Annotated in this window: 20 protein-coding genes and 4 pseudogenes; 8 read left to right on the forward strand and 16 right to left on the reverse strand. The window is 69.7% G+C overall.

From position 1 onward, the window contains the following. Nucleotides 1-52: 52 nt before the first annotated feature. Nucleotides 53-592 (reverse strand): CGNR zinc finger domain-containing protein, encoded by a 540-nt coding sequence (locus V2W30_RS40195; protein WP_338704119.1) that lies wholly within the window; start codon nt 590-592, stop codon nt 53-55. Nucleotides 593-736: 144 nt separating this feature from the next. Here V2W30_RS40195 and V2W30_RS40200 point away from each other — a divergent pair, with 144 nt between their 5' ends. Further along, nucleotides 737-1165: a hypothetical protein gene (locus V2W30_RS40200; protein WP_338704120.1), complete on the forward strand. Its 429-nt coding sequence runs from the start codon at nt 737-739 to the stop codon at nt 1163-1165. An 11-nt stretch (nt 1166-1176) separates the two neighbouring features. Here V2W30_RS40200 and V2W30_RS40205 read toward each other — a convergent pair. The 4 genes and pseudogenes from V2W30_RS40205 to V2W30_RS40220 form a co-directional block, all read right to left on the reverse strand. Continuing rightward, nucleotides 1177-1821: pseudogene (locus V2W30_RS40205) on the reverse strand (alpha/beta hydrolase); the annotation flags it as partial. 87 nt (nt 1822-1908) lie between these two features. Next, a complete protein-coding gene (locus V2W30_RS40210; RefSeq protein WP_065848421.1) occupies nt 1909-2997 on the reverse strand; it encodes a recombinase family protein in 1089 nt (362 codons plus the stop codon). A gap of 257 nt (nt 2998-3254) precedes the next feature. Next, on the reverse strand, nt 3255-3467 hold the full coding sequence (locus V2W30_RS40215) for a MerR family DNA-binding protein (RefSeq protein ID WP_338704398.1): 213 nt from the start codon (nt 3465-3467) through the stop codon (nt 3255-3257). 24 nt (nt 3468-3491) lie between these two features. Further along, nucleotides 3492-3653 carry a MerR family DNA-binding transcriptional regulator gene (locus V2W30_RS40220; protein WP_338704121.1) on the reverse strand — a complete coding sequence of 54 codons (162 nt, stop codon included), beginning with the start codon at nt 3651-3653 and terminating at the stop codon, nt 3492-3494. Between the two features lie 81 nt (nt 3654-3734). Here V2W30_RS40220 and merB point away from each other — a divergent pair, with 81 nt between their 5' ends. Next, nucleotides 3735-4709 (forward strand): organomercurial lyase, encoded by a 975-nt coding sequence (gene merB / locus V2W30_RS40225; RefSeq protein ID WP_065848419.1) that lies wholly within the window; start codon nt 3735-3737, stop codon nt 4707-4709. A gap of 29 nt (nt 4710-4738) precedes the next feature. Here merB and V2W30_RS40230 read toward each other — a convergent pair. Beyond that, a pseudogene (locus V2W30_RS40230) lies at nt 4739-5479 on the reverse strand (Tn3 family transposase); the annotation flags it as partial. A gap of 277 nt (nt 5480-5756) precedes the next feature. Here V2W30_RS40230 and V2W30_RS40235 point away from each other — a divergent pair. Further along, nucleotides 5757-6125 carry a Tc toxin subunit A gene (locus V2W30_RS40235; protein ID WP_338704124.1) on the forward strand — a complete coding sequence of 123 codons (369 nt, stop codon included), beginning with the start codon at nt 5757-5759 and terminating at the stop codon, nt 6123-6125. A gap of 16 nt (nt 6126-6141) precedes the next feature. On the opposite strand, the gene V2W30_RS40240 is transcribed toward V2W30_RS40235, so the two are convergent. The 4 genes and pseudogenes from V2W30_RS40240 to V2W30_RS40255 form a co-directional block, all read right to left on the reverse strand. Continuing rightward, nucleotides 6142-8247 (reverse strand): tyrosine-type recombinase/integrase, encoded by a 2106-nt coding sequence (locus V2W30_RS40240; RefSeq protein WP_338704125.1) that lies wholly within the window; start codon nt 8245-8247, stop codon nt 6142-6144. Next, nucleotides 8244-9395, reverse strand: a complete 1152-nt coding sequence (locus tag V2W30_RS40245; protein ID WP_425244732.1) for a tyrosine-type recombinase/integrase — start codon at nt 9393-9395, stop codon at nt 8244-8246. The genes V2W30_RS40240 and V2W30_RS40245 overlap by 4 nt, the downstream gene beginning before the upstream one ends. 83 nt (nt 9396-9478) lie before the next feature. Next, a pseudogene (locus V2W30_RS40250) lies at nt 9479-11866 on the reverse strand (Tn3 family transposase); the annotation flags it as partial. Nucleotides 11867-11992: 126 nt separating this feature from the next. After that, a pseudogene (locus V2W30_RS40255) lies at nt 11993-12279 on the reverse strand (alpha/beta hydrolase); the annotation flags it as partial. Between the two features lie 215 nt (nt 12280-12494). Here V2W30_RS40255 and glnII point away from each other — a divergent pair. Further along, nucleotides 12495-13514 (forward strand): glutamine synthetase, encoded by a 1020-nt coding sequence (gene glnII / locus V2W30_RS40260; RefSeq protein WP_338704127.1) that lies wholly within the window; start codon nt 12495-12497, stop codon nt 13512-13514. Between the two features lie 48 nt (nt 13515-13562). Here the strand turns inward: glnII and V2W30_RS40265 are convergent, their stop codons facing one another. Further along, nucleotides 13563-14318, reverse strand: a complete 756-nt coding sequence (locus tag V2W30_RS40265) for a dienelactone hydrolase family protein (protein ID WP_338704128.1) — start codon at nt 14316-14318, stop codon at nt 13563-13565. A 534-nt stretch (nt 14319-14852) separates the two neighbouring features. On the opposite strand from V2W30_RS40265, the gene V2W30_RS40270 reads away from it, so the two are divergent. The 3 genes from V2W30_RS40270 (at nt 14853) to V2W30_RS40280 (ending at nt 16595) form a co-directional block, all read left to right on the forward strand. After that, nucleotides 14853-15320 (forward strand): SsgA family sporulation/cell division regulator, encoded by a 468-nt coding sequence (locus V2W30_RS40270; protein ID WP_338704129.1) that lies wholly within the window; start codon nt 14853-14855, stop codon nt 15318-15320. 176 nt (nt 15321-15496) lie between these two features. Continuing rightward, nucleotides 15497-16024 (forward strand): hypothetical protein, encoded by a 528-nt coding sequence (locus V2W30_RS40275; RefSeq protein ID WP_338704130.1) that lies wholly within the window; start codon nt 15497-15499, stop codon nt 16022-16024. A gap of 424 nt (nt 16025-16448) precedes the next feature. Next, the gene (locus tag V2W30_RS40280; RefSeq protein ID WP_338704132.1) at nt 16449-16595 is read left to right on the forward strand and encodes a hypothetical protein; all 147 of its coding nucleotides are present in this window, start codon (nt 16449-16451) and stop codon (nt 16593-16595) included. A gap of 338 nt (nt 16596-16933) precedes the next feature. Here V2W30_RS40280 and V2W30_RS40285 read toward each other — a convergent pair whose 3' ends face one another. From V2W30_RS40285 to V2W30_RS40305, 5 genes are all read right to left on the reverse strand, one after another. Further along, the gene (locus V2W30_RS40285) at nt 16934-17383 is read right to left on the reverse strand and encodes a nuclear transport factor 2 family protein (RefSeq protein WP_338704133.1); all 450 of its coding nucleotides are present in this window, start codon (nt 17381-17383) and stop codon (nt 16934-16936) included. 94 nt (nt 17384-17477) lie between these two features. Next, nucleotides 17478-18059 carry a DUF308 domain-containing protein gene (locus V2W30_RS40290; protein WP_338704134.1) on the reverse strand — a complete coding sequence of 194 codons (582 nt, stop codon included), beginning with the start codon at nt 18057-18059 and terminating at the stop codon, nt 17478-17480. A 41-nt stretch (nt 18060-18100) separates the two neighbouring features. Then, a complete protein-coding gene (locus V2W30_RS40295; RefSeq protein WP_338704135.1) occupies nt 18101-19699 on the reverse strand; it encodes a tannase/feruloyl esterase family alpha/beta hydrolase in 1599 nt (532 codons plus the stop codon). Nucleotides 19700-19797: 98 nt separating this feature from the next. Next, a complete protein-coding gene (locus V2W30_RS40300) occupies nt 19798-20448 on the reverse strand; it encodes a cytochrome b/b6 domain-containing protein (RefSeq protein ID WP_338704137.1) in 651 nt (216 codons plus the stop codon). Then, nucleotides 20402-21118 (reverse strand): molybdopterin-dependent oxidoreductase, encoded by a 717-nt coding sequence (locus V2W30_RS40305; protein ID WP_338704138.1) that lies wholly within the window; start codon nt 21116-21118, stop codon nt 20402-20404. The genes V2W30_RS40300 and V2W30_RS40305 overlap by 47 nt, the downstream gene beginning before the upstream one ends. A 336-nt stretch (nt 21119-21454) precedes the next feature. Between V2W30_RS40305 and abc-f the strand changes: the two genes are divergently transcribed. Beyond that, nucleotides 21455-23086, forward strand: coding sequence for a ribosomal protection-like ABC-F family protein (gene abc-f, locus V2W30_RS40310; protein ID WP_338704139.1), 1632 nt, complete (start codon nt 21455-21457; stop codon nt 23084-23086). Nucleotides 23087-23138: the final 52 nt, after the last annotated feature.

The raw sequence follows: 23138 nt of genomic DNA on the forward strand, positions 1-23138 counted from the left end.
GCGTAAGCGGGTGTGACACGTGTTCGGCGGGAACGGCGCCGTCGTGCACGTGTCACACCCGTCTGCGTGCCCGCAGGGCGGCTGCCTTGACGCGATTCCCGCAGGAACGCATCGCGCACCACTCCCGGCGGCGGCCCCGGGAACGGTCGAGGTAGACGTGGGTGCAGTCGGGGCGCCCGCACTCGCGCAGCAGCGTGGCTTCGTGCCCGGCGAGGATCTCGACGGCCTCGCGGGCGAGTTCGGTGAGAGCCTGGACGGCCTTCCCGAAACGGCTCATCCCCGCGGCGTCCAGGCGCATCACCACGGGCACCCCGGCGGCCTGCCGGTTCACCGCGATCACTGCCCAGACGGGCCGTGGGCGGCCGGTGAGCCGGGCATTGAGCAGCGCGTAGATCGCTTCTCGCAGTTCCAGCGCGGCGCGCAGGTCGGATCGGTCCGATCCAGGCCGCCGGTCGAGCAACCCGGCCTCGACGAACCAGGAGTCGAGCAGTGCGGGCGAGCCGATCCGCTCGATCGGGACCGGCGTTCGTCGCTCCTGCAGGGTGCCCACGAAGTCGAGAGCGGGCGTCCCGCAGGGAAACACATGTCTCACGTGACCCTCCTGGCTGGGACCTGACTACCTTTGAGAGTAACCATCTTGACAGGTGACGCACGCCTTTGGGAACCTCTCGTCACCGGCCAGAGCGGTTACTTTTGGTCACGTGCTTCCCGGTCCATTTCTCAGTGAGGACATCCCATGGCAGTCGTACGCATCCACCTCGTCTCCCAGCTCGCCCCGAAGGACGTGCTCCAGGTACTGACCGACTTCAGCCCCGCGCGGGCCGAGGCCTGGCCCACGATCGACGCCACGCACTTCGAGGTCCACGACCTCGGTGACACCTGGGCCGAGGTCACCGAAGGGACCGCCGCGGCCTGGGAGCGGGCCCGCTACGAGTGGGAGCCGGCCGGTGACACCGTCACCATCACCACGCTCGACTCGAAGCTCTTCGGCGCCGGCGGCGGCTGGGTCTTCCGGATGACGCCGCAGGGCGCGGGCACCCGGGTCGACGTCGAACTGACGCGGCAGCCCAGCACAGTCAAGGGCAAGATGCTCGCCGCCCTGCTGCCGCTCGTCGCCCCCGGGTCGCTGCGCAAGTCCTTCGCGGGGCCGTTGCAGGCGAAGTGACCCGCCGTCGGTCACTTCGCCAGGTGGCTTGTGAAGAAGTCGGCGAGCTTGTCGACGGCGGGATCGATGAACTCGCGCTTGTCGTAGAGGTCGACGTGGCTGGCGCCGGGGATGCGGTGGAGCTCCTTGGGGCCGGTGGCGGCCTGGTGGGCTTCGGTAGCCATCCAGGCAGTGACCGCCCGCTCGCCGATGATCTGAAGGATCGGGCGGGGGCCGATGAGCGGGACCGAGCGGAAGACGTCGCTGGATGCCATCTTGTCGACGCTGTCCCAGGTGAGGAACTTCGCGGAGCGCTCGTGATAGCCGCGGGCGCCGCAGTAGTACTCCCAGCCCTCAATGCCGTGCTCGCCCCCCAGGGCGCCCGCCTCCTCGGCGGTCTCGGGGAACATCGTCAGCACACCGGGGTCCTCGCCACGGGCGGCACGGCTGCGGGCCTGAGCGGCGGCGTCCAGGAGGGCCTGGAAGACCGCCGGGTCCTGAGAGCCGTCGGCACCGAAGCGAAACTGGCGGGCCGGCTCGGCGGTGGACACGGTGGCAACGGCGTTGACGCGGTGGTCCCCACCGGTGGCGGCCAGCGAGTAGCCGCCGGAAGCACAGACGCCGAGCAGGCCGATGCGGTCGAGGTCGACCTCTTCACGGGTGGTCAGGTAGGACACCGGCCTCGGGGAACATCGGTACAGCGGTTATCGGTGAGAACGATCATGGATCTGACCTGGAGATAGCTCGGTGCGGGCCGGGGCCGGTCAGGCGTCTCTGTCGCGGGCCTGTGCGAGCAGCTGGGCCACTACGTCGTCGGAACGGTCCTGCGCCTGACGGGCCAGGTCGTCCAGCACGGTGTCGCCGCCGAGGACCTGCGCGGTGAGCCGTTCCATCAGCTCCACGTCGGTGCCGCTGCCGGGCTCGGTGATGCGGGCGCGGACCGGGCGGCGGGGGCCGATGACCTGTGCGTCATCCGCCATGGTGTCGTCCTCGGCCTCGGCGAGGGCCCGGTACAGCGAGGCGACCGAGGGGTGGCGCCCAGCGTTCTTGCCCGTCTTGATCGTCAGCTTCTTCGCGATGTCGGGGACGGGGACGCCCTTGTTCTTCAGCGCGACGGCGAAGGTGAGCATGTCGTCGTCGATGACCTTGGGGCGTCCGCCGTGGTTGCCCTTGGCGGCGGCGGCCTGCTGGCCCTCCAGGGTCTTCTCGCGGATGTAGTTGCGGTCGAGCTGGGCGGCGACGGCGAGCACGGCGAAGAACATGGCGCCCATGCCGTTGGGGTCGTAGATGCCGGTGAGCGGGCCGGTGAGGAGTTCGAGCTGCACGCCGGCGTCTTGGAGCTGGCCGGAGAGAGTCATCAGCTCGGCGGCGTTGCGGGCCAGGCGCTTGAGCTCGTGGACGGTGAGGATGACCTCCTGGTCGGGGGCGGCCTCCTTGATGTCGTACGCCAGCTTGAGGGCCTTCTCCAGCTCGGGCCGGGTCTTGATCCGGGTGGAGATCTTCTCGGAGAAGATCCGCTTGCAGACCGGTTCGAGCGCGGCGCGCTGGGAGGCGAGTTCCTGGCTCGCGGTCGAGCAGCGGGCGTAGCCGATCCGGATCGGCTTGGCCGCCGCGGCGGCCGGCGCCGCCTCCACGGGCGGGCCCTGCTTCCAGGTGCGTCCCGGGCCGCGGTCCTCCGGCACGAGGACGTCGAGTTCCTCGCGGAGCGCGGGCACGAGGATGAAGCGGGCGGTGTGGTACTTCGTCGCGCACTTCCCACTGCGGGTCCGGCAGGCGCTGCCCGCCGGGACCTCACACTTCGGACAGTCGTTTCGTTCTACCGCGTTTGCGGCTTGATCGGGCGTCAGATCCACCCGCGCAGTCTGTCAGAACTGTCTCGCACAACGCCTTGGTTTTGAGAGGGGTTCTGCGAATGGCGACCTGGGGATACGTGATCGACTCCGGGTCTCTCGCAGAACTCTCGCAACTGGTCGTTTGTGAGAGCGGGCGTGGTGCCGTCAGTGCGGCGAGAGGATGGTGCAGATTCCGTTCGAGCCGCAGGTTTCGGGGTCGGTCTGGGATGCCCGCTGGGCCAGTTCGCGCAGGGCGGCGCGGGTGGTGCGGAGTGCCGTCAGTGCGGCGAGAGGATGGTGCAGATTCCGTTCGAGCCGCAGGTGTCGGGGTCGGTCTGGGATGCCCGCTGGGCCAGTTCGCGCAGGGCGGCGCGGGTGGTGCGGAGTGCCGTCAGGCGGCGTTCGATGTCGGCGAGGTGCTGGCCGATCAGTGCGGTGACGTGGCCGCAGGGGGATTCGCCGTCGTCGCGCAGGGCGAGGATGGAGCGGATCTCGGCGAGGGTGAGGCCGGCGCCCTAGGCGTCGCGGATGAAGGCGAGCCGGCCCGCTGCGTCGCCGTCGTAGTCGCGGTAACCGCCCGTGGTGCGGGGCGGCTCGGGCAGGAGTCCGGCCTGCTCGTAGAAGCGGATGGTCTTGGCGGTCAGTCCGCTGGCGGTCGCGAGGTCCCCGATGCGCATGGCTCCAGGCTACGCCTTGACCTTCCAGTGCACTGGAAGGTCTAGCGTCGGGGCACAGACTCCGACCTGGAAGGACGCGCCATGCGCATCACCGTACTGACGGTTCCCGACTGCCCGAACGTGCCCCTCGCACAGGAGCGGATCGCTGCCGCGCTGGACGGCCGGGCGGCGGAGGTGGAACTGGTCGAGGTGTGTGACGAGGCCGAGGCCGCGCGCTGGGGCATGACCGGCTCGCCGACCGTCCTGCTCGACGGCGTGGATCCCTTCGCCCCGACCGGGGCAGCTCCGAGTGTGTCCTGCCGCCTGTACCGGGACGCGGACGGCACGGTGTCCGGGGCGCCGAGCGTGGCCGCCCTGCGCCAGGCCCTCTCTGGCGCAGACATGGCGCAGTCCGTCGTCGTGGGTGACTGCTGCGAGAGCGAAGGATTCGCTGTGGTCGGCCGGGGCGGCCGGGGGCGGCGGGCACCGGCGGAGCGGGGACTGCGTGCGGTGCACCAGGCTGTCCTGCGGCACTTCGCCGCCACCGGCATCGCTCCGGAGCCCGGCGAGCTGGCGACGGCCGCCGCCTCAACGGGCCGGACGGCCGGGCAGGTGCTGGAGGATCTGGCCCGCGAGGACTTCCTGACGCTGGACGAGCAGGGCCGTATCCGCGCCGCGTACCCGTTCTCCGCTGTACCGACCCGGCACCGGGTACGGATCGAGGGAGGCGCCGAGGTGTGGTCGATGTGCGCGATCGACGCGCTCGGCATCCCGCCGATGCTCGGCCGGGACGCGGTGATCACCTCCCTCGACCCGGTCACCGAAGAGGCGGTCACCGTCACCGCTGACGGCGGGCTGATGACCTGGGAGCCGGCGGACGCCGTGGTGTTCGTCGGACAGCGGCCCGGCGGCGGCCCGGCGGCCACCACCTGCTGCGACGCACTGAACTTCTTCACCAGCGACAACGCCGCCCGCACCTGGGCGAAGGAGCATCCCTCGGTTCCCGGCCGGATCGTCGGCCAGCAGGACGCGGAGAAGCTTGCCGCGCAGACCTTCGGACCGCTGCTGGCCCCCTGACTCCCGCCCATACGCTCCCCGGCGCGGTCCTACTCCCCGGCCTCCTCGTCGTCGTCGAGACCCGCCGCGTCCGGGTCGCGCAGCGGGCGCAGACCGCCGCCGGACGGGGTGGAGGCGGTGAAGCTGTACCTGCCCAACAGGTTCAGGTTGCGGTGCTTGAGCGGGGAGAGGCGGGCGATGTCCTCGTCCCGGATCTCGTGGCCCTCGGCGCGGAGCTGGGCGACGGCGGCGTCGATGTACTTCGTGGTCCACAGCACGATGGCGTTGAGGACCAGGCCGAGCGCGCCGAGCTGGTCCTCCATCCCGTCGCGGTACGCCTGGTGGATGGTGCCGCGCTTGCCGTGGCACACGTCCCTGGCCAGCTTGTGGCGGGACTCCTGCACGGTGAGCTGCCGGTTCATCTGGCGGCGGTAGGTGTCGTCCACCGGGTCGACCACGCGCAGCAGGTGCTCGGTCTTGGCGATCCGCCCGTACTCGGCGAACGCCGCCCCGAGCGGGGTCGGGCGGCCGTCGCGGCCGAACATGCGCAGCAGGTCGTAGGCGCGGACCTGGTTGGTGACCAGGGAACCGGCGACCTTCAGCATGTCCGGCCAGTGCGTGATCACCTTGTTCAGGTTCACGCGGTTGCGGGCCAGGTCCTCCACCGCACCGTAGGTGCCAGTCTCGACGCCGGGCATCGTGGCCCGCCAGAACCGCTGGTCGTCCAGGTCGCGGAACCGCGGACTGAAGTTGTAGCCGAGGATCTTGAACAGGCCGAACACCATGTCGGAGTTTATGTGGACAGTTCAAGTCGATCATCCTTCGGTTTGTCGTTTAGGGCGTCAGAGAGTCTGTTCAAGTCGACCAGTGGTTCACAGCTGGCCGCTGACTGTGACGGCCTGCGACTGAGCACTGGGCTGGGGCCACTGGGCACGTCAGACTGCATCCGGCTGTGCCAATGAACCTGTACCCCGACACGAAGGGCATCGGTTTCGCGGAAGTGCCGCCCAGGGCGGCGAGGGTTCGGGATACTCGCGCAGTCAGCGCACATACTTCTGGAGGCATCCCGTGGGACTCGTTGAGGGCCCGACCTTCGAGAGCCAGTTCAGCCCGAGCTGGGACTCCAACGCACTACCCGGTGCCATCGAGGCGACCACTTCGCCGGCCGCTTATCTGATCGAACTCCTCCAGTTCGCCCAGACCAGGGGGGCTGCTGTTCAGGCCGATGCCAGTGCGCTGGCCGAGGGTGACCGGCCCAATCTGACTGGGATCGTGCTGCCGGACGACACCGCCTCCGATCCGGCAGCCGCCAAGGTTGTCGCGGACGGGATCCAGCTCATCCTGGACACGCCCGCAGCAGCTGAGCAGCTGGAGCCGGACGAGGTCTCGCACATGGGTGTGCTTCTGGAACAGGCACGGGAGCGAGCTGGGGAGTAATCGCTGAGGGCGGGGTCTAGAGAGAGGATTCAAGTTGATCGACCTCGGGTGCGTTCGGATCCTCGAAGGGTTCGTTGAGGTCGGCCAGCAGCTTCTCGATGCGCTGGCTGGTGCAGCGGTGTCGTTCGACTTCCCGGTCCCAGCCGCGCTGGGCTGCGTCCAGGGCGAGGGTCTGCTCGACTCGGCGGCGCGTCCGTAGCCGTGGTGCATAGTCGGGTGTGGTGACGAACTTGGCGCACGCCAGGTAGAGGTCGCACTCGCAGGGGCCCTCGGCAGGCAGACGTAGGCACCGGCCGAGTTCGAGCTCGGTCTTGAAGAAGTTGGTCTTGAGCCAGTCGATCGAGGTGTCCGGCAGCGCGCCCGTTCTCAGCTCCTCAGCGGCCGGCCCGGCGATTGTCGCGCCGGGGCCGAGGACCGCGCGGTAGTCACGCAGCACTTCCTGGTCGCTGACCTGCGCGTAGACGAGTGCCATGCTCACTGAGGTGTGCCCAAGCACCTTCATGATGGTGTGCAGCTTCGCACCACGTTCAGAGAGTTGGGTCCCGACCGTGTGGCGGAACCGGTGGGCGGAGACGGTTCCGCGTCCGGTACCGCCGCGACCGCCCGGACGGACCAGTCCGGCAGCTCTGCAGGCGTCCTGGATCGGCGTCTCAAACAGGTAATAGGTCGACAGCAGCTTGCCGTGGCTCATGAACAGGTAGCGGATCTCCTCGCCGGTGCGCTCGTCGGTGAACGGACGCTCGGGCGCGTTCTTCCGCAGATCGATGACGGTCTGCAGGGCGGTGGCGGCGTCCTCGTGCAGCGGGACGACCCGCTCGCGGTAGGTCTTGCGTCCCGACAGCCGCAGCCGCGGGGTGCCGTCGGGGTAGCGGTCCAGGCAGTCGATCGGTAGGCGCTGGATCTCGGTGCGGCGGGCTCCGGACCAGCGGGCCACTAGTAGGGCGGCGCGTTGGAATGGGCAGTCGAGCGCCTCGATGGCCGGCATCAGCTTGTCGAGTTCGTGGTCGGGGATGAAGCGGGGCACCTTCTGGGGGTACTTGGGTGCGTCGCCCGCGCCGATGAGGGTGTGGCCGGGCACGTTGGCGTACTGCCAGACGGCGGTGTCGCGGAAGAACTGGGAGAGTCCGGAGATCCGCTGGATCCGCGACATCACGCCCAGCGGCTTACCGGTCCTCTCCGTCGGGGCCTGGGCGATGTGGCCGATCCAGCCGAGGCAGTGCTCCCTGGTGACATCGGCGAAGGTGGTGATCTCGGGATGGTTCTCGCCGAGCCAGACGCCGAACACGCGCACGGCGAGCTCCAGCTTGTCCACCGTCGACGGAGCGTCGGTCAGTTTGCGGGCCGCCAGCCATTTCTGGGCGACCGCCAGCATGCGCGGCGGCAGGTCCATCGGCGGCTTCCACGACGGCATCAGCTTGCGCGGCTGGGCGGCCACCTGGCCGCGGTGGAACAGCACGACCTGCAACTGGTGCAGATGGGTCACCCACTGCTTGGAGGCGTTGTCGCGGTAGCTCTGCGCCGACGGGTAGAAGCGGTGCAGGTCCTCGCGTTCGCTGAACAGCCGGACGCCTTCGAGCGCTTCGGCGATGTGCTCCTCGGTGATGTCCTCGGCGCGCGACAGGCCGGCGTGCAGGGCGATCCGGCTGACCGTCCAGTTCATCGCCTGCCTGGCCGAGCCTGCGGCGTATCCGAGCGCGATGGCTTCCTCGATCAGGGCGCCGGTGCCCAAGTCGATGCCCATCTCGGCGGCCGGGTCGATGACCCGCAGCTGCCCGGCGCCCAGCATCCACGGGTAGTCGAACGCGATGTGCCCACGCAGGGCGAGGAACAGCAGGTAGGGGCGGGCCCGGAAGGAGACCGGGAAGGACGGTGCCGTGTGCGGTTCGCCAGGCAGTCGGCCGACCCGTTCCACCAGTGGGGCGGCGAACCAGTCGGTCATGTTCGGCCAGCGCTGCATGAACACGCGGTAGTGCCGCAGCTTGGCGCCGCGGTAGCCCGGGTGGATGTCCTGCCCGTCCACGAACGCGAGGTAGTCGGCCTCGGGGCAGTGCCTCGCCAGGCGCCAAACGCGCTGCGGGGGCACCGCGAGCTGGGCTGCGGTGGAGACTGTTCCGGCCCTCACGTGTCGGCTCCGCCGCGGCCGAGCTGGTCGAGTGCCTTGTGGTAGTCGGTGACGACGGCCGGGTCGGAGACCCGGGTGTAGATACGTGTCGATTCGGGAGAGGCGTGACCGAGTCGCTTCTGCAGCGTCAGTTCCCGCATGCCGCCCTCCCACATGCTAGTCGCGTGGGTGTGGCGTAGGGCGTGCGGGGTCACCCATGGCTCGCGGATCCCGGCCCGCGTGCAGGCCCGGGAGAACATCCGCACCAGGCCGTCGTAGCTCAACGCCTCCAGCCGGCTGGTGCCGCGCCCGCCGATCAGGAACACCAGCCGGCTGTCGGCGTCGGCGGGACGCTCTCCCATCACGTAGGCGCTGACCGTGGCCAGGGTCTCGGCCTCGTGCAGGTCGACGACCCGTTCGTAGCGCGACTTCGACCGGGCGCCCTTGGGATGGTCGTCACGGTGACGGACCGTCACCCGCCGTCGGCCGTAGGCCAGGTCGTCCAGGTGCAGGCTGAGGACTTCGCCGGGCCGCAGGCCGCCATGGAGCATCAGCAGGACGATCGCCTTGTCACGCAGGCCCCGAAGCTGTGCAAGCAGGGCCTGGACCTGGTCATCAGACAGGGGGCGGGGCACCCGCTGCACGGTCTTGACGCGCACGGCCCGGCGGACAGGTCGCTGGCGGCTGGCCCGGCCCATGAAAGGGCGGTGCCGCTCGGAGACCCGGGTGAGCGCCGGGTCCTGCCGCTTCTCCAAAGGGTTGGCCCGCTCCAGCAGCCCCGACAGGATCGCGTACTCATAGAACGAGGACACCGCCGCCAGGATCCGGTTCACCGTGCTCGCCGCGAGCTTGGTCGCCGGCCCGTCGGCGTCCACGGTCACCACCGACAGGGTCATCCGCCGACGCGGACGCCGGGACGGTACCGACCGCAGGTACTTCAGCAGCGCGATCGAGTCCGGAGGGCCGAAGCGCTCCCAGCTCAGCCCGCTGCCGGCGAAGAAGAGCCACAGGTGCCGCAGGTCGTAGGCGTAGGAGACCAGCGTGTTCGGCGAGCAGTCCCGCGCCGCAAGGAACCGCAGGAAGCCGCAGACCACTTCGACCGGCTCGCCGCTGTCGTCGAGCAACTCGACGCGCAGTGACCCATTCTCCCGGCCCTCGCGTACCCGCATGGAAGCCTCCGCCGCCGTCGCACTCGACGGCCCAGCCGGCCGCCCCCGACCCTCAACGAGAGGCGAGGTGTCCATGTAACTAAATAGGAGGCGTTGTCGGTCGCCACCATCTCCGGCTTCACGCCGCCGTCCAGGTTCAGCAGGGCATCCAGGATGTGCAGGGAGTCGCGCGGGGTGCCGGGGACGACCATCTGCCCGATGCCCGCGACCTGGTCGTTGACGGCATTGAGCCAGGTGATGCCGCGCTTGAACCCGAAGTACTTCGGCGACGGGGCGGCATTGATGGTGCGCACCGGCACCTGGAAGCGCAGCCCGTCCGCGGAGGCGAGCAGTCCGTCACCCCAGTAGCGCACGATCGGGATGTCGGCCTGGGCGGTGATCAGAGCTGCGTTCGCCGCGGCGATGGTGTCGGCGCGCAGGTAGTACTGGTCGACGTGCACGAGCCGGGCCCGGGTCAGGGCCTCGTAGCCGGGGTTCACCACCGGAGCCAGGCCGATGTTGCACGCCTCCGACACCAGCAGCGCGACCATCGAAGTGGGCAGGTCCTTCATCCGGGTGGTGCCGTCGCCGAGGTGGACGAAGGCGTCGAGGAACCCGGTCCAGGCGTTCACCTCGAACAGCAGGTCCGGCAGGTCGATCTTCGGGAGCATCTTCTCGACCCGCTGGCGCAGCCAGGTCAGGGACTTCGGCTCGCCGAGCGCGCCGAGCTTGTCGACGTTCAGCTTCACCCGACCGTCGTCCTGCACCTCGATGGAGACCTTCGCCGCCGGCCCCGCCTCCTCCAGCCGTTCGGCGAGCTGCTTCCATCCGGCGTCCAGGCCCCGCACCAGCTCCGCCAGGTGCTCGGTGACGGGCATGTCCAGGCTCAGGGCCGCCAGGACGTCCTCCTCGACCGCGTCCCAGTCGGGCCCGTCCAGCAGTCGGGCCCGCGGGTTGGACCAGCGGTGCGAGGGTGAGGCGAAGACGTCGCGGTTGTTCAGGGCCCGGTGCAGCTGCTCCAGCACGCACACCACGTACGCGTCCCGGTCCACCGCGCCCTGCGGCAGATCGGGGTTGGCGTACACCGCCTTGCGCCACGCGGGCGGCACCAGCTTGTCGTCCACCTCCCGCGGCAGCAGCGGCTTGATGCCCACCTTCCGCCGGGCCAGCGCCGGAAGACTCCGGACCCCGGCCAGGACCCGCTTCCCGGCGCTCGCCGCGTCCAGCGCCTTCGACTCGCCCAGCAACGCGAGGAACGGCCGCACCGTGGCGTACCGGTTCGCCAGCGCGGCCCGCATGGCGACCTCGGCCGAGTTCTCGTCCTCGGGCACCAGCGAGACCACCGTGGCCGCCGCGGTCATCACGGCGGCGCGCGGGGCGACCTCCTCCACCGCCGCCCACAGCGCGGCCACGTCCAGGTCCGCCTCCTGCTCTTCGACGAGCTCCAGCTCCTCGAAGAGCACCTTCGCCGCCCGCGCGAGCACCCGTGACGCCTTCTCCAGCTGCGGCAGCGTGGACAGCCGCTCCTTCTCCGTCTTGCGCTTCGCCGTGTTCAGTAGCCGGGTGGCCATGAGGACCTGGAACAGGTCCAGGGCCTCGTCGATCGCCTTCGCCTCCAGGTGCCGCATCACCGCGGTGAGCATCGCCGTGCGCTTGGGCTCCGCCGCCCGCTCCAGCAGCGGCGCCTTCGACCCCAGCGCGTACCGGGCCAGCGCCGCCATCCGGTTCGGCGGGATCTGCGACAACCTCAGCCGCCCGAGCCGGTACGCGCCGATCTCGTCCACCCGCTCCAGCGCGCGGGCGAACGCCGTGCCCGTCGTCCGCGTCGGCGGCCGGCGCAGCCGCTCCAGCTCCGAGAACCGCGAGCCCTCCGGCGTCTTCAGCGTCGCCACCAGATCCCCGGGCAGCGCCGGGTCCGCGCGGCGGGCAGCTCCCGCGACGGTGGCGTGCAGCCGCTTCTCCGCGACCGTCCGCGCCTCCGCCACCTGCCGGGCCAGCACGGACACCCCGGGCAGCAGGACCCGGTGACGGCGCAGCCAGCCCACCGCGTGGTCGAACAGCGCCTTCGGGCCCTCGGCGTGCGTCCACGCCCGCCCGTGCAGGAACGTACGGAACCGCCGGCCCCACTCGGCGTCCTCGTAGGGGTGGTAGCCGTAGGCGTCTCGGATCTCCCACGCGTGGTCGTACAGCGTCTGGCGCCGCTCCGTGTACCGCTTGACCACCGACGCATCCTCGACGCCGAGCTGCACGGCCAGGTGCTCGACCACTGGCCACGGCACCGCGAGCGGGTCCTCCAGGAACAGGCCGACGTACCGAACCGTGCACATCTGGAGCGCGAAGCCGAGCCGGTGATGCTCCGTCCGTCGCAGGGCGATCAGATCCCGGTCCACGTCGTCCAGAAAGAAGAACCGCTCCAGCTCGGGCCTCGTCGGCTCCTCGGCGAACGTCCCGTACGCCTCGGCCTGCTCATCGCTCAAAAATTCCACCGGCACGAGCCGGACCGTAGCCAGCCCCAGACCAGGCCCAGCGGCGTTTCACCGAACCCCAGCGGCAAAGTGGATCACTGTGCTAGACGGCCATGATCGTTCTCACCGATAACCGCTGTACCGATGTTCCCCGAGGCCGGACACGGCCGCCTTGAAGTCCTCGATGCGCTGGGCGGGGTCCTCCAGACCTCGCGGCAGACCGCCCGACTCGCCCTGGTGGGCGGCGTCGAAAGCGAGGGTGACGAACCCGCGATCGGCCAGCAGCTGCGCGTAGGTGCCGGAAGTCTGTTCCTTCACACCGGTGCCGGGGTGACCGACCACCAGCGCCGGACGCGGGGCCGACGCCTCAGCTCGGGGAGGTAGAGGTGCGCCGCGATGTCGATACCGGCGCTGTCGAAGCTGACACGGGTCCTGGACATGAGAACAACTCCATCTGGGAGGCGGGGAATCCGTTCGTTCTGAACGTGTCTCCAGACTCGGTCACCCGGCTCGAACCCGGTAGAGACAGGTTTCTGCCTGGGAGAAGCCTTTCCCCCTTACATGTGATGCGCGCCACTTGAACCACGAGGTTTCTCTCTCCCGTTCTTTGAACGGGGAGCACCCCCGCACAAGAAGACCCGGGAGAGACACCGACATGGCTTTCAAGGCCGAGTACATCTGGATCGACGGCACCGAGCCGACGGCCAAGCTCCGTTCGAAGACCAAGATCCTCGCCGACGGCGCCCGGCCGCCCGTCTGGGGCTTCGACGGATCCTCCACGAATCAGGCGGAGGGGCACAGCTCGGACTGCGTCCTGAAGCCCGTCGCCGTCTACGCCGACCCGATCCGCGGCGACGACGACGTGCTCGTGCTCTGCGAGGTCTTCAACCCGGACGACACCCCGCATCCCTCCAACACCCGCGCCGCGCTGCGCCCTGTCGCGGAGCGGCACGCCCCGCAGGAAGCGCTGTTCGGCATCGAGCAGGAGTACACGTTCTTCAAGGACGGCTATCCGCTGGGCTTCCCCGCCGGCGGCTTCCCGGCCCCGCAGGGCGGCTACTACTGCGGTGTCGGCGCCGACGAGATCTTCGGCCGTGACGTCGTCGAGGCCCACCTGTCCAACTGTCTGGCGGCGGGCCTGTCACTCTCCGGCATCAACGCCGAGGTGATGCCTGGACAGTGGGAGTTCCAGGTCGGCCCGCTGTCCCCGCTGGACGTCGCGGACCAGCTGTGGGTGGCCCGCTGGCTGCTCTACCGCACCGCCGAGGACTTCGGCGTATCCGCGACGCTCGACCCCAAGCCGGTCAAGGGCGACTGGAACGGCGCGGGCGCGCACACCAACTTCTCCACCAAGGCGATGCGTGAGGGCTACGACGCGATCATCACCGCGTGCGAGGCGCTCGGCCACGGTGACAAGCCCGCCGAGCACATCCGCCAGTACGGCTCAGGCGTCGAGCACCGGCTGACCGGGCTGCACGAGACCGCGCACTTCAGCGAGTTCAGCTACGGCGTGTCCGACCGGGGTGCCTCCGTGCGCATCCCCTTCCAGGTCGAGATCGACAAGAAGGGCTACATCGAGGACCGGCGCCCCAACGCCAACGTCGACCCGTACGTCGTCACTCGGCTGATGGTCGACACCTGCTGCTCGGCCCTGGCCGACGCCAGCCTCGTCTGACCGGCGCCCACAAGGAGTTTCCTCTGAGCAGCCTCGCGCAGGGGCCGCTCAGAGGACGCGGCCGAACAGGGCCAGCAGCTCCGTCCAGTGCCGTTCGGCCGCCGCCGGGTTGTACGCGGCGGTGTCGGACTGGGTGTAGCCGTGATGCGCGCCCGCGTAGACCTCGCACCGGTGCTTGACGCCCGCGTCGGACAGCGCCTTCTCCAGCCTGTGGACCTGCTCCTGCGGCATTGAGGGGTCCTCGTCGGCGTGCGCGAAGTACAGCTCGGCAGTGATCTGGTCGGCCAGCAGATGCGGGCTGTCCGGGGCCTCGCTCGCCAGCCAGCCGCCGTGGAACCCGGCTGCCGCGGCGACCCGGTCGGGGTGGGTGCCGGCCGTGTACAGCGCGAGCCGCGCCCCCATGCAGTACCCGGTGATACCCACCGGGCCGTCGGTGACCACCGGCGAATGCGCGAACCACCCCAGGTAGGCTTCGGCGTCACGCTCCGTCAGCTCGGGGGTGAGCGCCTCCATCAGCGGGACGACCTTCTCCACGATGTCCGGGCGCGCCTCCATGTCGATGAACTCGGGCAGCTCCACGACCGGGCTGCGCCCGTGCCGGTAGAAGACGTTCGGGACGAGCACCGTATAGCCGGCGGCCGCCAGCCGGTCGGCCATGGCCGTCAGATGCGGACGCACTCCGAACGCGTCCTGGTACAGGAGCACACCTGGGTGGGCCCGCCCGTCGTCCGGGTGCGCGAGATAGGCGTCGGCGATGCCGTCGGCGGTGGTGATGTCCACGAAGGTTCCGGTCACAGTGGTCATAGGTGGGCCTCTCCGGGCTGGGTTCTGACTCACATGTCACCAACACTTGTGTCCCATTCCCGATTCCCGACGAGGGCGGGAAATTTGACACGTGTGCATTTCGTTCCAGCTCACATGCGCCATTTCACCTGTGCGGATGGCGGCCGGTTCCGGCACACTCACATGCGACCGTCGCCCCCGCAGGAGCGTGACGGTGCGCCGAGCTCTCCGGGCGGCGGCTCTCCCCCGACGGCTTGGGCGAGGCCGTCGTGGTGGTCGACGCGCCCCTGCACGAGGACGGCGCCGGCTCCTCCGAGGGCGACGCGGCGGTGGAGCCACGGATGACCGACTCCCGCGGCCTACCGTTGTGGCGCCCCGCGACCTGGGCGGAGGTCTGCGTGACTTACGTCAGGCTCGCCATAGGCCGCGAGACACCTCCTGGCGCTCTCCCCTCGGTGACGCCTGCGTCACCGTCAACTGACCGATGTGCGGCCCCCACCGTCCGGCGAAGAGTGGTGAACGCACACTTCGTCCCACGAAGGGGGAACTCCTGTCATGCACCGTGATCCGTCACCCCCGCAGGCGCGCTCGGCGCCCGAACTCGTGCCCTCGCTGTATCTGGATCTCGACCAGATGATCGATGAGTTCACCCGACAACCGATCACCGCGACATTCCGGTTCGACCCGGACATGCCGGCGGTGATCGCGGTCGAGTTCGTGACGGAACGTGGCCCGGGGCTTGTCTGGCGCATCGGCCGCGGTCTGCTCCATCGCGGTCTGACGGCTATGAGCGGTTGCGGCGACGTCCGGATGTGGCCGATGGCGCCCGGCGAGCGGCGCTCGGCCTGGCTGCTGCTGGAATCGACGGAGGAGGAGGCCCTGTTAGAAGTGCCCATCCCGCCGTTGGCCGACTGGCTCGACGCGACGTACCGAATCGTCTCGGCCGAGAGGGAGATGGCCGGTCTGGACTGGGACGGCTTTCTCATGGAGCTGCTCGACGGTCCGGAGACCGCTGCCGGGTGACCGTGACCGGATCCGTATACGGATGACACACGGTTGGCACACGGATAGCTCGCCTCCCATTTCGTCACCTGCCAGAGTGGTGATGCATAGGATTCCCGTCGCCCCGACGACACGCCTGCTGGGGCGACACACCTGTGCCACGGGCCGCACGTGTGCGGTGGACGAGGAGGACCGAAGTGAGGACCAGCAACCCATTCCTGTTCCGCTGGGACGGCGCCGATGACACCGGTCGGACAGCCGCACGCACGGGCCGACCGGTAGGCGCCACGGTAGGCGGCGGGCCGGCGGACGACTACATCACCAACCCCTACGCCCTGGGCGCGGACGCATCCCTGGGGGCCGGCAAGATCGCCGTCACCCTGGACGACGTCGTCGTCCGCACTGCGACGACGCTCGGCACCGTGGTCCTGACGGCCGTCCTGTCCACCGGCGCCGAAGGCGGAGAAGAGCAGGTCGGCGCCAGGGTCGTCATCGACCCGGCCTTCAAGAGCGGACGCTCCCGCGCGCTACGCCCGCCTGCGCGAGCTCGGCCCCCTTCACCCGGCCGAGTTTCACCTCGGCCTCAAGGGCTGGGGGTCGTCGGTCACGACCTGGCCCGCGAGGCACTCCCCCACCCTGCCCTGCTCAAGGACTCCGCCCCGGCCGCCGGGGCGCTGGCCGCCGCCGCACTCAACAAACCCTCCGTGGGCTCGGCGCGCAGATGATGGAGGCCGACCCGCCCGAGCACACTCGCCTGCGACGGTTGGCCTCAGCCGGGTTCGCCCCCTACGGCCGAACTGGCGCCCCGCATCGAGCAGATCGCCCACGCCCTGATCGACGCCCTGCCGCCGACGGGCGAGGTGGGTTTCGTGGAAGCCTTCAACGCCCCGCTCCCGGGCACGGTCATCGCCGACCTCGTCGGCATCCCGACGAGCACCGCCTGAACTTCCGCCGCTGATCGTCCCAGGCACTCCGGGTGTCCTCCCCCGAACACCGCGCGGCGCCGAGCGGTCTGCACAGCCTGCTGGCCGATCTCCTCGCGGACAAGCGCCGCAGCGCCGGGGACGATCTACTGTCGGTCCTCGTCGCCGTCCGGGACGAGGAGGACGGGGGCGCCTCTCGGAAGAGGAACTCGTCAGCACGACGCTGATGGTGGTCGTCGCCGGCCACGAGAGCACCGTGAACGTGCTCGGCAATGCCGTCCTGGCGCTGCTTCAACACCCGGACCAGCTGCGGCAGTTGCGTGAACGCCCCGAGCTGATGCCCGGCGCGGTGGGGGGAGTTCCTGCGATATGACCCCTCAGTCGAGCCGCTCCACCAGCCGCTACGCGGCCGAGGACCTCGAACTCGCCGGGCGCCGATCCCCTGGGGCAGCGTGGTCGTTGTCGTCCTCGGCGCGGCCGGACGCGACGCCCCGCAGGCCGAGGACGCCGACCCCGCCCGGCCGCCCGGCACCTGGCCTTCGGCCACGGCATTCCACTACTGCCTGGGCGCCCCGCTGACCCGCCTGGAGGCACCATCGCCCTGCGGGTCCTGCTCACCTGCCCCCCCAAGCTCGAACTCGCCGTACGGGCGAGGAAGTTGGAGTGGACCGGTCCCGGCATCATCCGCGGGGTGCTGGCCCTGCCGGTGCGCTACCGCGTCGGCTGAGCGCGCAGATGGCGGCTGACATCCCCCACCAGATGGATGAGGACCCGGCGCTCGGTGAACCGCCAGCGCCCGTCCGCGCGCTCGAAGCGGTCGCTGTATCGGCCCGCGGCCACCGGCTGGAGCGGGAAGTCGGGCAGGGCCTGGAACACCGTGACGTACGAACGCGCGGCGGCGGTTCCCGCCTCCTCGTCGATGTCGACGGCGATGTTGGTCGTGACGTGCTGGGTGCGCGGCGTCCCGTCCTCGTAGAGGATGACGCCGTCCTTGAGCATCTTCGCCACTCCACCGTCCCGGCCGGGAACGGGTGCGCCGCTGCCGATGAACACGGCGTCGGCGAACAGTTCGCCGACGCCGGCGAAGTCGCCGGTGTCGACCAGCTCCGCGTACCGTGCAATCAAGTTGGTGATGGGCGTGATGTCCGCAGTCGCACTCATGGCGTGAAAGTACCTGCCTGGTAGGTCGTGGTCGGGCAACGTTTCGACCCGCGGTCCGGTAGGGCCGCGGGTCGAGGGGTGGGGTGTGAGCGAGTCACACGGTCCGGGTGCGCAGCTGGCGGGACTTCCAGCCCAGCAGCAGGGCCTGGAGGATGAACCACACGCCGCCGCCCGTCGCGTACACCGAGAGGACGTCGAGCGAGGGATTGTCGCCCGCGGCCTGGATGTTGTAGGTGATGCCGACGAGGAAGGACAGTCCGCCAGAGATGAGCGTCGGCCACTGCTTGCCCAGTTCGGGGCCGCGACGCCGTATTCCGACGATCACCTGGGCGGCACCGGAGACGATGGCCCAGACCCCGAACACATGGAGCACGGACGCCTCGTCACCGGCGCCGGCGATGCCGATCGCGAGGGCGGCCAGTGTGCTGAGCACGCCGTTGAACGCGGTGACCCGGCGTTCGGTGCCGTTCGGGGTGGCCCGGTAGTCGATCAGCGAGGACACCGCGTCGATCAGCGGGTAGACAACAAGCAGCGTGATCGCCACTGTGTCGAGGTTGTCGTGTGCTCCGGCGAAGACCAGGGCCCATGCCACGGCCAGGACACCGCGGCCGAGGTACAGCCGCAGCAGGGAGTCGCGTTCGCCTGTGACCGTCGGCGTCGATGTCTGGGTGCTCATGGTGGTTCGGCCTCTCTCAGGTCAGGGGGTCGGGGGCCCGGTCAGTGCCGGGACGGGAGAACGCACTTGAAGCTGGAGGCGAGGGCCGGGTCACCGTGGCCCGTGTAGCGCAGGACGCGCGGGTAGTTGCACAGGTCACGGGCGACGCTCTGCCCATCGGCGTTGATCAGGGTCGCGGGCAGCGTCTTGGGCGCGTTGCCGTGCTCGACCCAGGCGGTCAGCGCTCCGAGGGCATCGGTCGTGCCGTCACCCTGGTTGAGGCCGCAGTGGACCGTGCCCGGGGCGAGGAAGAGGCGGTAGAAGTCGTCGACCTTCTTGGCGCTGCCGAGCTCCCGCTCGACCCGCTCACGGTACTGCGCGGTGCCCTGCGCGGGGATGTACTGGTCGGCGTCGCCCTGCCAAGTCAGCAGCTTGCCACCAGACTTGCGGAAGGCCGACAGGTCCGGGTCGTCGGTGCCGATGACCTTGTCGTACTCGGCCTGGGACTGCTTGAACAGCTCCGTGAACCGGCTGTACGTGATCGTCGACAGGTCGAGGGAGGGGTCCTTGGCGACCCACAGCTTGGTCCAGGCGGCGGGCACCGGGAACGGGTCGGCTCCGGCCAGCGCGTTGATGTCGGCGCCGATCGGGACGCCGTACCAGAGCTTCTTGCCCGAGGGTGTGCGCGGTCCGTCCCAGATCTTGCGTACGACGGCCGCGTCGGCCGCCGTGATGGTCAGCTCCTTGCCCTCGCAAACGACCTTGGTGCCGATCAGCCGACGCGGGTCGAAGTCGCACCGGGACGGGTCGTTGACCAGCCCGTCCTTGACGCCGTCGAGCTTGTCGCAGGCCTTGACGGCGGCTGCGGTGAAGGCGCTGAACTCGCAGGAGGACGGGTGCGTCTTCTCGTTGTTCATGACCACCTGCGGCCACAGCGTGGCGACCTCGAACTCGTCCCAGTTCACGGCGGGCGCGTTGGCAAGGATACCGTCGTAGTCGTCGGGATAACGCTGGGCCTCCATGTAGCCCTGTCTTCCACCGGTGGAGCAGCCGATGAAGTAGGAGTACGCCGGGCGCTTGCCGTAGACCCCGTCGACGACCTCCTTGCCGACGACCGAAGCTTCGTGCTGGGAGCGGGAGGCGAAGTTCTTCAACAGCGCGGTGTTGACCTGGCCCTGGCTGTTCAGCGCCCAGCTGGTGTCGAGGGCGTCGCCGACCCCGGCGTCGGTGGTGACGGCTGCGTAGCCGTTCTTGACGGCGGTGGCCAGGCCCGGGTTGTTGTCACCGGCCAGGTAGGCGGAGCCGCCGAGGCCCTGGAAGCGGCCGTTCCAGCCGCTGACGGGCAGCCAGGTACGTACCTTGGCGTGGTCGTCGGCGCCCGGATGGGTGAGCGTGACGGTGACCTCGCAGTAGGCCGGGACGTCGGTGACCGCCCCCTGGAGGATGCCGGTGCCCTGGACGGTGCCGCCAGGCTGACTGACCGCGGTCACGGACTCCACCTCGGTGCCGGCGGGGGCCTTCACGGAGGGCGCCGCGCAGTTGAAGGGCGTGGAGGTGGTCCGGGGCTCGGCAGAGGCGGAGGCAGAGGCGGAGGCGGAGGGCAGATACACCGCCGCGGCGAGCGGCACACCCGCCGCGAGGACAGTCAGTATTCGTCTCATGGGTCATCCATCCGATAAGTAGGTGTGCGCCGCGGCAGCGACACATGTGCACTCTGGCCGTGTGCCGCACAGCGCGGCTACAGTCATTCGACGGTCTGTCACTCGTCCCGCAGCCACCGCGAGTGACGGAGCTCCGCCCACGACCGACTTACGTATCCGGTACGCATCCCCAGCCGCGCCTCGGGGTCCTCCAAGGCTTTGCGCATGTGTCCGAGCAGGACGAAGGTGATGGCCCAGGCCAGGATGTCGTGGACGAAGATCGCGCTGGTGCGGGAGAGGAAGGGCAGCAGGCCCATGAACCACATCAGCAGACCGGTGAACATCATCACCAGCACCGCTCCGGCGATCCAGCCCGCATAGAGCTTCTGGCCCGCGTTGAACTTGCCCGCCGGGCGGGCCTCGGGTGCCGTGCGGCGCCGGCGCACGGCCCGCAGCCACTGGCGGTCGTACACCGCGAAGCGGTTCAGGCGGCGCAGGTCGGCGCGGAAGGCGGGTGAGAAAAGGCCCAGCAGAAAGGGCAGGGGCAGCAGGATGCCGGACCACTCGTGGACCGTGACCATCAGGTGCCGCCGGCCGACGAGCAGGGCGAGCGGCCCGATGTAGAGACAGGCGGCGGTGACCAGGCACAGCAGCATCAGACAGCCGGTGGCCCGGTGGACCATGCGCTCGGCGCTGGTGAAGCGGCGTACCTGGCCCTCGTGTTCAGGCCGCGTTCCGGTCGGCGCCGTCGAGCCAGCCGTCGACCGCATATCCGCGCTCCTCCCAGTAGCCGGGGACGACCTTGTCGGTGACCGAGATACCGGACAGCCACTTGGCCGACTTGTAGAAGTACATGGGCGCCACATAGAGGCGGACGGGGCCGCCGTGGGCGTGGGTGATGGGCTTGTCCTGCAACCTCAGCGCCACCAGGACGTCCGAGCGGCGGGCCTGTTCCAGCGTGAGGCTCTCGGAGTAGGCGCCGTCGAAGCAGGTGAACCGGATCGCCGCGCCCGAGGAACGCACGCCGGCGTCGTCGAGAATGTCCGCCAGCTTCACCCCGCTCCAGGGCGTGTCGTCCACCCGCCAGCCGTCGGTGCACACGGCGTCACCGACTACCCGGGTCTGCGGCATCGCGTGCAGTTGCTCGAGTGTGTAGGTCTTCGGACGGTCGACCAGACCGCTGACCGTCAGGGCGTAGTTCGTCGCGTCCTTGTGCGGCACCGAGCCGACGACGCTGTAGTACCGGAAGCCGCCCGGGTTGGGCAGCAGCCCGGTCAGGCCTGTGGCGTCGGCCTCGGATGCCTTGGCGAGGAATCCCTCCCAGCCCTGCTGGAGGTAGGGCGCGGCGGCGAGCCCGGCTGCGCCCGCGCCGAGCATGCCGAGCATCGCCCGTCGGCCGACGGGTGCGCCGCCGGTCCTGGGCTTCGGCTTTTCTGCCATGGTGTGCGCTCCTTGGGACACGTGTGAGCTGGGGCGACGCCCCGCAAGCCATCGTCACCGGTTTAACTGGTGACCATGCTGGCATGGGGGTGTCGGAGCTGTCAACCGCAAACGTATGAAGCGACGGCTGCTAGGCTGGAAGCGATGCTGGCCGTGTATCGAGGAGTTACAGACGTGGTGGGTGAAGACGACATCTCCGGGTGAGACCCGGATCTGACGGCCACCGGCCGGCGCTCAGGAGCGCTGCCGAGGTGGTCTGTCTTGTCGTACCCCTTTCCCGCATCTGACCAGGGCAGAAGTCTGATCTCTGCCCTCGATCCACCCCGAGGTCATTCCATGTCCGACGCGTCCATCGTCTGCTCGAACCTCTCCTTCGCCTGGCCCGACGACACCCCGGTGTTCCAGGACCTGTCCTTCTCCGTGCCCCTCGGCCGCACCGGCCTGGTCGCCCCCAACGGCTCCGGCAAGTCCACCCTGCTCAAGCTGATCGCCGGTGAACTCAAGCCCGCTACCGGCTCGGTGTCCGTGGGCGGCAGCCTCGGCTACCTCCCGCAGAGCCTCCCCCTGGCCGGTGCCCTCACGGTCGCCGAGGTCCTCGGTGTCGCCTCGGTCATCCGTGCACTGGACGCGGTGGAGTCCGGCGATGTGGCCGAGGAGCACTTCGCCACCATCGGCGACGACTGGGACATCGAGGAGCGCACCCGCGCCCAGCTCGACCGCCTCGGCCTCGCTGAACTCACCCTGGACCGCAGCCTGAGCACCCTCAGCGGCGGCCAGGTCGTCTCGCTCGGCCTCGCCGCCCAGCTCCTCAAGCGCCCCGACGTCCTCCTCCTCGACGAGCCGACGAACAACCTCGACGTCGAGGCCCGGCACAAGATCTACGACGTGCTGTCGGACTTCACCGGCACCCTCCTGGTCAGTCACGACCGCGCCCTGCTGAACCGCATGGACCGCATCGCGGAACTCGGCAGTGACGAACTGCGCCTGTACGGCGGCAACTTCACCGAGTACGAGGAGGCCGTGCGTGCGGAGCAGGAGGTTGCGGAGAAGAACGTCCGCAACGCCGAGCAGGAGCTCAAGCGCGAGAAGCGGGAGATGCAGCAGGCCCGCGAACGTGCCGAGCGGCGGATGAGCAACGCTTCCAAGAACCTCAAGAACGCCGGTCTGCCCAAGATCTTCGCGGGCAACATGAAGCGCGGCGCGCAGGAGGCCGCAGGCAAGTCCGGCACCATGCACGCCTCCCGGGTCACCGAGGCCAAGGCCCGCCTCGACGAGGCCGGCCGCGCCCTGCGCGACGAGCAGCGCCTGACTCTGGAACTGCCCGACACCCAGGTCCCCGCGGGCCGCAACCTCTTCCTCGGCGAAGGCATGCAGGTGCGCCTCGGCGACCGTGACGTGTTCGCCCCCGGCGGCGTGGACCTGACCGTCCGTGGCCCCGAACGCATCGCGCTGACCGGCCCCAACGGCGCCGGCAAGACCACCCTCATGCGCCTGATCACCGGCGAACTCGCCCCGGCGGGCGGGGAGATCAAGCGCAACGACGGCCGGATCGCCTACCTCTCCCAGCGCCTGGATCTGCTGGACCTGGATTGCACGGTCGCCGAGAACTTCGCGAAGTTCGCCCCCGAGCGGCCCGAGGCGGAGCGTATGAACCTGCTCGCCCGCTTCCTCTTCCGCGGCGCCCGCGCCCACCTCCCGGTAGGCGTCTTGTCCGGTGGCGAACGCCTACGCGCCACCCTCGCCTGCATCCTGTGTGCCGAACCGGCCCCCCACCTGCTGCTGCTCGACGAGCCGACCAACAACCTCGACCTGGTCAGCGCGGGCCAGCTGGAGAGCGCGCTCAACTCTTACCAGGGCGCCTTCATAGTGGTCAGCCACGACGAACGGTTCCTCGCCGAGATCGGTGTGAACCGCTGGCTGCGCCTGGCGGACGGCACGCTCAAGGAGACGGGGGCACCCGAGGTGTGAGCCGGTGACGTGTGACCTGGCCCGCGTCCGAGGCGTCGTGCGCCCGGCGGGC

The organism is Streptomyces sp. Q6, from assembly GCF_036967205.1.
Lineage (GTDB): Bacteria > Actinomycetota > Actinomycetes > Streptomycetales > Streptomycetaceae > Streptomyces > Streptomyces citrinus.

What these genes read in the sequence shown, in the direction of transcription:
- V2W30_RS40200 (WP_338704120.1), top strand. Translation starts at nt 737, where the DNA reads ATGGCAGTCGTACGCATCCACCTCGTCTCCCAGCTCGCCCCGAAGGAC.
- V2W30_RS40220 (WP_338704121.1), bottom strand. Translation starts at nt 3,653, where the DNA reads ATGCGCATCGGGGACCTCGCGACCGCCAGCGGACTGACCGCCAAGACC.
- merB (WP_065848419.1), top strand. Translation starts at nt 3,735, where the DNA reads ATGCGCATCACCGTACTGACGGTTCCCGACTGCCCGAACGTGCCCCTC.
- V2W30_RS40245 (WP_425244732.1), bottom strand. Translation starts at nt 9,395, where the DNA reads ATGCGGGTACGCGAGGGCCGGGAGAATGGGTCACTGCGCGTCGAGTTG.
- glnII (WP_338704127.1), top strand. Translation starts at nt 12,495, where the DNA reads ATGGCTTTCAAGGCCGAGTACATCTGGATCGACGGCACCGAGCCGACG.
- V2W30_RS40265 (WP_338704128.1), bottom strand. Translation starts at nt 14,318, where the DNA reads ATGACCACTGTGACCGGAACCTTCGTGGACATCACCACCGCCGACGGC.
- V2W30_RS40270 (WP_338704129.1), top strand. Translation starts at nt 14,853, where the DNA reads ATGCACCGTGATCCGTCACCCCCGCAGGCGCGCTCGGCGCCCGAACTC.
- V2W30_RS40280 (WP_338704132.1), top strand. Translation starts at nt 16,449, where the DNA reads ATGGTGGTCGTCGCCGGCCACGAGAGCACCGTGAACGTGCTCGGCAAT.
- V2W30_RS40285 (WP_338704133.1), bottom strand. Translation starts at nt 17,383, where the DNA reads ATGAGTGCGACTGCGGACATCACGCCCATCACCAACTTGATTGCACGG.
- V2W30_RS40290 (WP_338704134.1), bottom strand. Translation starts at nt 18,059, where the DNA reads ATGAGCACCCAGACATCGACGCCGACGGTCACAGGCGAACGCGACTCC.
- V2W30_RS40295 (WP_338704135.1), bottom strand. Translation starts at nt 19,699, where the DNA reads ATGAGACGAATACTGACTGTCCTCGCGGCGGGTGTGCCGCTCGCCGCG.
- V2W30_RS40300 (WP_338704137.1), bottom strand. Translation starts at nt 20,448, where the DNA reads ATGCGGTCGACGGCTGGCTCGACGGCGCCGACCGGAACGCGGCCTGAA.
- V2W30_RS40305 (WP_338704138.1), bottom strand. Translation starts at nt 21,118, where the DNA reads ATGGCAGAAAAGCCGAAGCCCAGGACCGGCGGCGCACCCGTCGGCCGA.
- abc-f (WP_338704139.1), top strand. Translation starts at nt 21,455, where the DNA reads ATGTCCGACGCGTCCATCGTCTGCTCGAACCTCTCCTTCGCCTGGCCC.